The 11,432-nt window shown below is 42.6% G+C and carries 6 protein-coding genes; 1 reads left to right on the top strand and 5 read right to left on the bottom strand.

Going from position 1 to position 11,432, the window contains the following annotated elements; all coding sequences use genetic code 11:
- Positions 1-73: 73 nt before the first annotated feature.
- Both hsdR and L5M17_RS06135 read right to left on the bottom strand, forming a co-directional pair.
- Positions 74-2,536, bottom strand: coding sequence for an EcoAI/FtnUII family type I restriction enzme subunit R (hsdR, locus tag L5M17_RS06140; protein ID WP_220777842.1), 2,463 nt, complete (start codon positions 2,534-2,536; stop codon positions 74-76).
- A 393-nt stretch (positions 2,537-2,929) separates the two neighbouring features.
- Positions 2,930-3,808: a hypothetical protein gene (locus L5M17_RS06135; RefSeq protein ID WP_248943595.1), complete on the bottom strand. Its 879-nt coding sequence runs from the start codon at positions 3,806-3,808 to the stop codon at positions 2,930-2,932.
- An 817-nt stretch (positions 3,809-4,625) separates the two neighbouring features.
- On the opposite strand from L5M17_RS06135, the gene L5M17_RS06130 reads away from it, so the two are divergent.
- Complete coding sequence (locus L5M17_RS06130) at positions 4,626-4,835, top strand: hypothetical protein (RefSeq protein ID WP_220778090.1); 210 nt, start codon at positions 4,626-4,628, stop codon at positions 4,833-4,835.
- Positions 4,836-6,611: 1,776 nt separating this feature from the next.
- On the opposite strand, the gene L5M17_RS06125 is transcribed toward L5M17_RS06130, so the two are convergent.
- The 3 genes from L5M17_RS06125 to L5M17_RS06115 form a co-directional block, all read right to left on the bottom strand.
- Complete coding sequence (locus L5M17_RS06125) at positions 6,612-7,082, bottom strand: 5' nucleotidase, NT5C type (protein WP_263146018.1); 471 nt, start codon at positions 7,080-7,082, stop codon at positions 6,612-6,614.
- Positions 7,083-7,186: 104 nt separating this feature from the next.
- Positions 7,187-8,728 carry a tyrosine-type recombinase/integrase gene (locus tag L5M17_RS06120; protein ID WP_011846135.1) on the bottom strand — a complete coding sequence of 514 codons (1,542 nt, stop codon included), beginning with the start codon at positions 8,726-8,728 and terminating at the stop codon, positions 7,187-7,189.
- Positions 8,729-9,182: 454 nt separating this feature from the next.
- A complete protein-coding gene (locus tag L5M17_RS06115; protein ID WP_105249900.1) occupies positions 9,183-11,303 on the bottom strand; it encodes a methyl-accepting chemotaxis protein in 2,121 nt (706 codons plus the stop codon).
- Between the last annotated feature and the right edge of the window lie 129 nt (positions 11,304-11,432).

Below are 11,432 nucleotides of genomic sequence, written 5' to 3'. Positions count from 1 at the left end.
ACGCTTATTTTTTAGTTATAAGTAAAACGCACCAAAATATGCACGGCATTATCCAACCTGCTTATTAGGCAGATTATTGTGCTATTTGGTAGATTTCGGCTTCTAACTCACTAATGGCTTGTTCGTATTGGGGTTTGCCACCAAAGCCTTTTTTGATGATGTCACTTAAACTGCCTATATCATTAAATGGCTGAACTTTAAGCACTTGCAGATTTTCAATTTCTTGCACGCCCACATCGGCGTATTTTACCAATAAATTCTCGAGTACGGCTTGGGCCGTGTCGGAATATTTAGTGAAATAATTGCGTTTTTTAACGTTTGAAGCGCGCTCGGCACGGGTTAACGGCGGTTGGTCGTAGACGACATGGCAAATCATATCGAAGGGATCCATGTCTTTACCCACTTCTTCCTCAAGTGCTGACCAAATAATCCCCTCTTGCGCCAGCTCATCGATGACCGCTTGTTTACGGTCAGCGTCATTCCAACGCCTGACAAACTCATCAAGCGAACTGAACTGTTTCGCCATGGTTTTACGGGTGTAATCCTTAAAGGATTCAGTGACCAGTTTGCCGTCGCTGTCATAATACTGCACCCGCTCGGCAACTTTGCTGACTATCACGCCAGATACGCGGTACTTGTTAACCTTACGAGTTTCGCCTTCGTCCCATTCACTTTCATCAAAGCTACCATCGCCTTGAGGGTCATTTTTGGTGTTGTCTTGGCCTTCGACTTGTTGCTCATCTTGAATGTCCCCCAGAACATCTTCCTCATTTGGTTCATCATCAGCGGCATCAATATCCACGTCTTCATCTTCAATGTCTTCAGGCGTCACTTTAATGATTTTTTCAGGGGTGCCATCAAAACGTTCGTCGGCAAATAACTCGGTTGCCTTTTTGAAATCCAGAATGGTAAACCATAACTTATTGTATTTATCATCAATTCGGGTTCCGCGGCCGATGATCTGCTTAAATTTGGTCATGGATTGAATATTTTGATCGAGCACCACTAACTTACAGGTTTTCGCATCGACACCTGTGGTCATGAGTTCTGAGGTGGTCGCAATGACCGGATAGGCCTTTTTAGGGTTGATGAAGTTATCCAGCTGGGCTTTGCCGAGTTCATCATCACCCGTGATCTTCATAACGTATTTGTCATTTTTCGCCATTTGCTCAGGGTTAAGATTGGCAAGTGCGCGTCGCATCCGTTCGGCGTGATCAATATCGTTGCAAAAAACAATGGTTTTACCCATAGGATCGGTGCGTTTAAGGTAGTTAGTTATGGTTTCGGCCACCAACTGAGTACGCTCATCAATCACCATAGTGCGGTCAAAGTCTTTTTGGTTATAGATCCTGTCTTCGATCACTTCGCCATTGTTGTCGATTTGGCCCTTTGTAGGTCGCCAGCCTTGTAAGTCCACATCAATATCCACACGAACCACTTTATAAGGCGCTAAGAAACCATCGTCGATACCTTCTTTGAGCGAATAGGTGTAAAGCGGATCGCCAAAATAATCAGAGTTAGAGACCTCATCGGTTTCTTTTGGGGTTGCGGTTAAGCCCACTTGCGCGGCACTGCTAAAATACTCGAGAATTTCGCGCCAAGCGCTGTCGTCACTGGCACTGCCACGATGACATTCATCAATAATGATCAGGTCAAAAAAGTCTGGAGCGACTTGTTTGAACGCTTTTTGACTCTCATCAGGGCCAGTCAGTGCTTGATAAAGTGCTAGATGGATTTCATAAGCAGGATCGACTGTTCGGCCAGTAATTTTGGTCATCGATGTGCCAAAGGGCTGAAAATCGTTTATGCGAGTTTGATCGACCAAAATATTACGGTCAGCGAGGAATAAAATGCGTTTCTTGGCACGGGATTTCCATAACCGCCAAATGATTTGAAATGCTGTGTAGGTTTTACCTGTGCCCGTTGCCATCACCAGCAATACCCGATCTTTACCCGATGAGATAGCTTCAACGGTTTTATTGATGGCTTGCAACTGATAATAACGCGGGTGCTTACCCGTGCCGTCATCGTAATAGGCTTCGTTAATGATAGGTAACTGCGCTGCGGTATAACCTTTCCAAATACAATATTTAGCCCAAAGTTCTTCAGGACTAGGAAAATCTTCTAAGCGGATTTCGGATTCAAGGTTGTGAGCCTCTGGGGTGCCTAGTTTGGTCTTGTCGTGGAAGATAAAACCATCGCCGTTAGAGGCAAACACAAAGGGAACATCGAGCAAATGAGCATAATCGAGTGCTTGTTGTATGCCCTTACCGACTTCATGCTTATTCGCTTTAGCCTCAATCACCGCCAGCGGCATACTCGGTTTATGGTAGAGCACAATGTCGGCTGACTTAACCGTTGTGCGCATGCCCATTTGACCCCGAACAATCACCTTACCATCACGCAACTTCACCTCCTGGCGAATTTGCGTCATATCATCCCAACCCGCATTTTTTACCGCAGGCATGATGAACTTTGTGATGATGTCTGTTTCGGTTAACTTTGCTTTATTGATGCTCGCGTTATGGTTGACCATTACTAATCCAATTCCCTCTAGATAGATAACCGAATATTCTGGTTATTGAGTTTGCCACAAAGCCCTTAAGTAACCTAGGGTTAGAACAGCAATTAGCCTGTAATTATCTTATTTTGTGTTTTACATCAAAACCAAATAACGTGGACATTTCATCATAAATATCCAATCAACTGATTAATTTGCCCGAGGATGCGCTTACTTATCAATGTGGGGAACAGGGACGACCTCGCAATGAAGCCTTAACAGGCTGAAATAATAAAAATTATTATTTCAGATGGCAGTACCAAAGTGTGCAGCCGACTTCATCTACTGGTAATGCATTGTAAAATCTTTGTATACCCTTCAAAAGGCACTTAGGTGCCTTTTGTCGTTTTGGAAATTAGAGATTGTTTGTTAGCGATAAAACCGTTCGGTGAGTTCATCACACAGCAGAGTACGATAGATAATTCGTTGCTTAAGTGATGCCGCATCTTGCGCGGTTAATAAAGGCTGACGAGTCTTTTTATCAGGCCTTGTGGTTAGCTCATCATAGAGCTGCTCATGAAGTCGTTTAATGTCGCTAAAAATGTGCAAGGATTGAGAAAACAGCATGACCTTATCGTAATAGCCTTGCCCTATCCCATCATGCCATTTCAATAAAATGGTTTGCCGCGCGGCTTTTGTCTTAAAGGAATGCTCTATTTCGACGGCACAAATTGTTCCATCCACCTCCCTCACTATCCCATCCACATTTCGCACACTGCTGTGAGTAAAACGCCGTTTAAACTCGGGCTCAGTCATCATGGCACACCATAGCGGATTTGACTCTCCATTAGGCTTGTGATGATGGATGCCTTTCAACAACACAAACTGCATGATTAAGTCGTGCATTAAAGTGTTCTGGTTCACTTGCAGCGCCGGATGCTCTTTCGCACGATAATAGACTGCAACATTCAGTAACTCTTCGGCGTATTTTGCGCCACTGTAAGTGAGTGTATAAACACGGCCATCGTGGGAACGATGGGTAGTAACAAGGCAAAGCAGTTGCTCTTGGACAAGCTTATTTAAATGCTCCAGAGATTGCCGATGGCTGATGCCATAGAGCCAAGCAATGTTACTCGGTGAAATCAGGCCAAATCGAGCCACCAATTTCATGGTGAACTCGCGGCGGATTTTCCCCGTTTTATTGTTATTTACACCAGGTCGATATTGCATATCGAAATTCAAAAACGGGTCGTATCGAAGTGGAAGATTCGCGACAGATTTATCCTTTACGCTACTGTGTGATGTCATTAAAAATACCTTTGATTAAATGGGTACAATTAACTAGCCATCGAGGGGACAAATTTAACGCATTGATGATATTTTTGAGTGAATAGTTGCAGATTTTCATCACGATAAACTGCTTTCATCCTATCGGAATGAAAATAGCGATGAACATCGCTACCAAGCCAGCCTTTGGCTGATGAGTCACTTGCTGCGCAAACGACTCAGATGCCCTGAAGCGCCCGCCAGCTCTGATGACTCGTCATCGACGCTGGCTTACGAACTCCGTTCTAGCACTTCACGACATCAGACGCGCATGCACCGAGCTACGCTCTGTACTAACCGCATTTTCGCCGCTCACGTCGAGGGGGCGATGTGCCATCTTATTCCCCCTCGCGTCTCGCTCACTTTTCTCACGAAAAGTCTGGGGTTTAGCGGTGTATTTGTGCCAAATTCACCCCTAAATTTTGCTGAGGCAAAACTAAAATGCGGTTAGTACAGACCAGCTGTACATGCGCGTGCTCCTTTGAGCCATTACTGCGTAATCGCCCAAATCCGCGCTTGAAAGCTTGTTATCACAAGCACTTTTGTCGCAGAAAATCGTACCGATTTTTGCTCGTCAAAAGCACATTCTGTTAACGCCAACCTGCAAGCTCAGCATTAAAATGTCGTCAATAATGTGAGTGTGAAGTCCGAGACAAGATAAAAAAATGAAAGAAAAACTACAAAACTCACTCAACATTTTTATTGTCCACCATTGCGAAAAATATGCTTGAAAAAGTGCTTTTTTTCATTAATGTCAATTTAGGAGCTTTACTCTTAATCACATTAAAGGAATAACAGCATGACTGACAATAATCACAACGGCCCGATCGTAAACATTGATGGCACACCTATGATAGGTAACACAGGAGTCGATGTGCATGGCAACCCATTTGGCATTACTGAATCCGACACATCGACGTGTAATAGCAGCATAAGCGATGATGCTTGGTCATTGCCTAACGACACATTTAGCTGCGATTTCGACAGTGGATTTGGGGATGGTTTCTAATTATGCGCCGTCATCTAAACGACAAAACACTTGCCAAATGGATACCTTTAGTCCTTTTGAGCATTATCACCATCATGTGCTTTTGCTGGTTTATCTATACTGAGGATATGAATTGCCTTTTACCTCCGTTAATACTGCAGATTAAGTACGCCTTCGGTGTTTTAGCCTATGATAGACGTTATGCAAATACACCCGAGCCCGAGGATCCATGGGTGCGTTTTAAGTACATGATGTTCCGGTTTTGCTAAACATCAATGTAACTAACCAGACAAATTAGTGAATGACGCCTATAGGGCGGTTAAGGAAAAATGATGGAATTTTTACTACCAATTGCACTAATGATTATTGGCAGCATAGTGCTTGTGAAAAGATGTAAGCCAAAGAAATAGATAAGAAAAAACTCAGAAATCCATGACCATAGTAAGGAATCTGCCTAGGGTCTATTGCTCTTCCGAGAGTTATTTTTAGATAGCATGGCAAGAAGTTATAATTTGCTTTACCAAAAGTAACTATAACCTCAAGCCATGCAAAGACTCCACAGGCCGTGTTGATCACTAAGAAACAAGATCAACGCAGGCAGTAAGCCTACGTGGGCCATCGATAAAAAGCTGTTTCCAGTGGAAACAAACCCGCTGAATCGACCTGTTGCCACAACCCAGCGGTTGCCGCAAAGTCATCCGGCCGTTAAAACCGCGAACAATAGACATCAATGAGGTCGTTGTTTCCACTGGAAACAAGAATAGCCCAGACAAATAGCTACAGCTGATCACTAAGAAACTAGCTTGTTTCCAATGGAAACAAGAATAGCCCAGACAAATAGCTACAGCTGATCACTAAGAAACTAGCTTGTTTCCAATGGAAACAAGATCAGCGCAGGCAATAAGCAAACGAGGGCTATAGATAAAAAAGCTGTTTCCACTAGAAACAAACCCGCTGAATTGACCTGTAGCCGCAACCCAGCGGTTGTATCAAAGTCAATCCGGCCGTTAAACACCGCGAACAATAGACATCAATGAGGTCTTTGTTTCCAGTGGAAACAAGATTCACGCAGACAATAACCCAACGTGTGGGCCATCGATAAAAAAGCTGTTTCCACTGGAAACAAACCCGCTGAATTGACCTGTAGCCGCAACCCAGCAGTTGCCTCAAAGTCATCCGGCCGTTAAAACCGCGAACAATAGACATCAATGAGGTCGTTGTTTCCACTGGAAATAAGATTAACTCAGGCAATAAGCCTACCTGGGCCATCGATAAAAAGCTGTTTCCAGTGGGAACAAACCCGCTGAATCGACCTGTAGCCGCAACCCAGCGGTTTCCTAAAAGTCATCCGGCCGTTAAAAACCGCGAATAATAGACATCAATGAGGTCTTTGTTTCCAGTGGAAACAAGATTCACGCAGGCAAAAACCACCTTGGGCTTTGACAAGAAAGTTGTTTCCACTGGAAACAAGATTAACTCAGGCAGTAAGCCTACGTGGGCCATCGATAAAAAGCTGTTTCCAGTGGAAACAAACCCGCTGAATCGACCTGTAGCCGCAACCCAGCGGTTTCCTAAAAGTCATCCGGCCGTTAAAAACCGCGAACAATAGACATCAATAAGGTCTTTGTTTCCACTGGAAACAAGAATAGCTCAGACAAATAGCTACAGCTGATCACTAAGAAACTAGCTTGTTTCCAATGGAAACAAGATCAGCGCAGGCAATAAGCAAACGAGGGCTATCGATAAAAAGCTGTTTCCAGTGAAAACAAGAACTACAATTGAAAGGATCTTTAATCATCAAAGCAAGTTATTAAATAATTCAATCTCAACAGCACTCCAGTCTGGAAAGCGAATCGAACCAAACTGCCACAAATCCCCCTTAAAAAACTCTTGGCCCTTTCCTTCAACGTGGTCGTCGATAAGAATATCTCCCTTCAGTAATCCTTTGTTCGGAATGATGATAAGACGACTGACATATTCCATGCCTAAGTGTTGCTCTACCCAAATACGCTTCTCCATATAACACAATGGATTTTGCAGACTTGGCGCTGTGGCTATATAAGGTTCAATTTCTGGATGTTCAAGCATCTTTTTCATCACAGCAATGCCACCTATTTTAGGGGCTAAGCAGCTGAAAAAACCCAATTCAGCTTGAGGGTATGCCTGCTCAGGTTTCTGGAGTTTTTTAAAGGTTACAGCTTCTGTATAATTTACAAGCACATCGTCCATATCAACATATACGATTTTTGGCATAGCCTTACCATTCATAACAAAACCAACCTAAGTAACTGTATTAAAATATGATTATTATAATAAGACATCTGCATTCTCACAATATAGAAGAGTACGTTCTATAGAAGCAGTGTCTTAACTTACTTAAGAAAGTCAGGTAATGCACCCACTTGTCTTGATTTATCAAGTGTATTCACAGCTTCAAACCTTGAGCTATCCATCAAATGTGCATAACGTTTAGTTGTCTCAATCTGTTGATGGTTTAGCAGCTGACTAACCATATAGATGTTACCAGTCTGCATCATCACTTTAGATGCAAAATCATGCCGTAAATCGTACAGCCTAAAATTTTCAATTTTTGCCTCTTTAATAATCATGTCCCATGATTTTTTTATTGTGGTGAGCTGAAGCTCAGGATTAGCTGGCGATGGAAATAACCAAGCATCCATTCTGGTCTTAAAATAACTAGCAGATTCGTTATGAATGCCATGTTTACGCCATTCTTTTAGTGTCTCCAACGCCAGAGAATTTAAAGGAATTACATTAGATATTCCGCGTTTATCAATCGATTTTCGAATACGGAAAAATTTTGAGTCCAAGTCAACATCAGACCATTTTGAATTGAACAACGTACCAGGCCTAATTCCCGTCTCTTTGAACAAAATAATAAAAGGTGAAACATGATCCACAAAATGACAACTTTCGAGATGCGCTGGCGTTTCTAGCCTGCGTAATATCCTATGCTCAATCGTCCTAGCTCTTTGCTCATGTTTTAATGAGTTGCGCTGGTTAATTGCAGCATACAGCCTTAATTCCTCATGGTCAGATAGATAACGAATGACCTGATTATCGACTCTTATTCTAGGTAAGCTATACAGATCATGATCTTTAATAAGACCTTTTTCCTTTGCTAACTGGATACAGGCTCGAAAAGTGCAAATACCTTCTTTCATCGTTGAAGGACTCAACGTCCAAAGACTATCACCCGCAGCTAACTGCCTTTTCGTCAACTTTCGCTCTTTAGATTTCATCCACTGCCGTACCAAATCAGCATTAATATTACCGATAGGGCTATCTAGTAAATGCCCAAAATGACGTGAAATGATATCCACCTTCACCATTACCGTTTTTGGATTTTCATATCGTTTTGTCTCTACATATTCTCCATATAAAAAATCCCTAAGGGAAACACTACTCTCTCCACTTGCGGATGTTCCACGTTGTTTGTCGACGATTTTTATCCCTAGATTATTTCCTGCTTTAACGTGTTGTGCAGCCTTCAGAAGAACTTGAAAATTAGAATTGGTCAAATTGCCAAGCTTTATTGTTTTCAGCGCTGCAGAAAGCGTATCACGCTGCCTTAGATAAACACTCGCGAGAGATTCTCCTATCGCTGTAAGCTTTTCATTTTTCAATGTAAATTCAGACTTGTAAAGCCGAATTGAAAGACCTGCTATCTCATGACTATTTATAGCCAAGTATTTAGAATTCCCCGCCCACCAACTTTCTATGCTCTCGTGGAAAGCAGCTAGTTCTGCAAACGTAAATTGACTATTTAAATACACCTCAAACTCTTGGACAACTTTTAATCTCTTCCTAGTAGAAGAGACTCTGTAACCTAAGTAGGCCAAAAAACTTGATATAGATTGATTGGTAAACGCAATTTTTAATGTCTTATTCATGTGCTATCTCACTTCAATTTGATGAAATTTGATCGCACACCTATCGCACATGATACATGCAAAACAGTGCAAAACCATGCAAAACCCTAAGTTGCCAAAAATACAAAAAATATTTATTATCAACAACTTAACATGGTTTCGCGGGTCGGGTAAATCATTCAGGATCGACTCATAATCGTTAGGTCCACGGTTCAAGTCCGTGAGGGGCCACCACCCGATTCAACAAAAAAGCCCATTGATCCAATGGGCTTTTTTGTATCTAAAAACTGATCTCCGCTAGTTATCACACAATATCCGTGTATTTACACATTCCCCTCGCTGAACTGTTTTAAATTTTTAGCCTATTCGATGCTATTTAAATATCCATAAAATAGGCTCTTTGATAAGTGTTAAGCAGCAACACAATCAAAGAGCCTATTTAAAATCAATGAACTAATTCAACAAACCTCTGGTGCTAGGTTTTTAACTTGCCTAACTGCTCATGTTGCTGCTTCACTAAGTTTGCTAAAACTACACTGCTTTGCTGTGCTTCACCCGCAAGACGCGCAAGTTCAGAAGCCGAATCAGAAATGCCTGTAATATTGCGATTAACCTCTTCAGTCACCGCGCTCTGCTCTTCTGCCGCTGCCGCGATATGGGTCACTTGGCCCGAAATTTCTTCAATCTGACTCACCATAGAGTTCAATGAGTTCAGCGCTTGCTCAGTTTGAGATACGGCCATTTGTGCCCGTTCAGCGCCTTTATCTATGATGCCAGAAGCACTTTGAACTTCTTTTTGCAGTGCATCGATAAGAGTACTAATATCATTCGTCGAGCTTTGAGTCTTAGATGCCAGCGCACGGACTTCGTCAGCCACCACAGCAAAACCCCGTCCTTGTTCACCCGCCCTCGCCGCCTCAATCGCCGCATTTAGTGCCAGCAGGTTTGTTTGTGCGGCAATGGAGCTGATCACCTCAAGAATACGACTAATATTCATACTGCTGTCTGCGACTTTACTTACGGCCAGCTTAGCTTCCATTGACTCTTTAGACATAGTCGCCACAAAGCCCATCGCCTTAGTCAGACTTTCTTCACTGTGACGAATGTTGCGTGACATAGCTTCTGTTTCTGCAGCGGTTTGCTCAGACGCCTTAGCAACCTCAAGTGCGGTGGCACTCATTTGGTTTACGGCCGTTACCACACTCTCAATTTCACCATATTGACGATTGACACTATCACGCGTGAGCTGGGCAATTTTCGCTGAAGCTTGGCTTTCTTCCTGAGAACGACTCGCGAGGGTTTTAAGCTCGGCAATCAGGTTTTTCAGTTTATAAATAAAGGAGTTGAAACCTTTTGCTAACGCAATCAACTCTGCATGGGAGTCCACTTCTATCGATTGCGTTAAATCGCCATCAGCGCTTGCCAAGTGTTCTACACGGCCTTGGATCATCTTTAAGGGTGAAATAATGCTACGGATCACTAGGCTAATCGTAATCACAGCAGCAATCGACACGACAACACCGACCATGAGCAACAAACTTCCCAAGGAAGTTGCCATTTCATCCATGTCATTATTTAACACAATCGAACTCTTGTACGCCTGCGCAGTCGGCACTTGGATCACTAAGGACCACTCGGCATTCGCTAAAGGGATCTTAATTGGGTAGGCAACAATAATTTCATCATCGTTAACCATGTAACCCGAGTTCTTATGTAACGAGATGATTTGTGAGGCAATAGCTGGATTTATTGACTCAGCTAAAGGGCGTGCCTTTTTACTGTAATGACTTGCTGCAACCACTAAACCTCGGGTACTTAATAAGGTCACTTTTGCTTGCCCATCGTAGAGGCTCTTAGATAACTTATCGATAAGGGTTTGAAAGACGGGTAAGTTTAAATCAACACCGACCACACCGATAAACTGTTTACGCTTAAGCACAGGCACAGTTAGCGAGGTCATTAATGCTTTATTACCGGGAGTGATTTCGTATAAATACGGCTCCATTAGACAGGGCTTTAAGGTTTCTTTACCGCATAAATACCATTCTGCATCACGGATCCCAAATTCATTTAGGCTAGTAAGGTATTTTTCTGACGAATCTTCAACCTGTTGATGTGCAACAGTGCCATTGTCATCACGGGTATAGTAAACCTCTAGGGCGCCTGATGTCGTAACACTGTGGCTGGAATTAATATTCAGAAACTCAGTATCGAGCCCATCATAACCATTAGGTTCAAACTGGGCATACATGGAGGAAACTTGCGCATTCTTCTTAAGCACAGCCGCCACAGTGAGTTCTAAACGATCACGCTTTAAGGGAAGTTCTTCTGCCGTACTCTCCACCATACCGGCAAAAGAGTAAGGAATACGATAGGCTTCGTTAATAAATCCAGCGACCATTTCGCCATATTCACCGGCGCGGGCTTCGAGTTTATCCCGCGTTTCAGTTTGTAGGGTATTTTGAACTTGATCCGATAATTGCGCGTTTTGAGCCGACAGTGTCCACCATAAACTGATAGATAAAATAGCCACTATCGATAAAAATAATGCTGATGTAATCCACAACAACTTAGTACTGATGGACAAATGCTTCATCTAGTAAACTCCCAAGAGAACGACAATAGCGTAATTATTTTGATCTACTTTATTTTTATACTTTCTATACAGCATTAAAAATAGCACTTAGGGTAAGAATTACCAGTACTTAAGATAAAGAGTTGTCAA

Source organism: Shewanella sp. SW24 (assembly GCF_025653395.1).
GTDB classification, from domain to species: domain Bacteria; phylum Pseudomonadota; class Gammaproteobacteria; order Enterobacterales; family Shewanellaceae; genus Shewanella; species Shewanella oncorhynchi.
The sequence above is the reverse complement of the archived record's forward strand: the minus strand, read 5'-3'. Positions and strand labels throughout refer to the sequence as shown.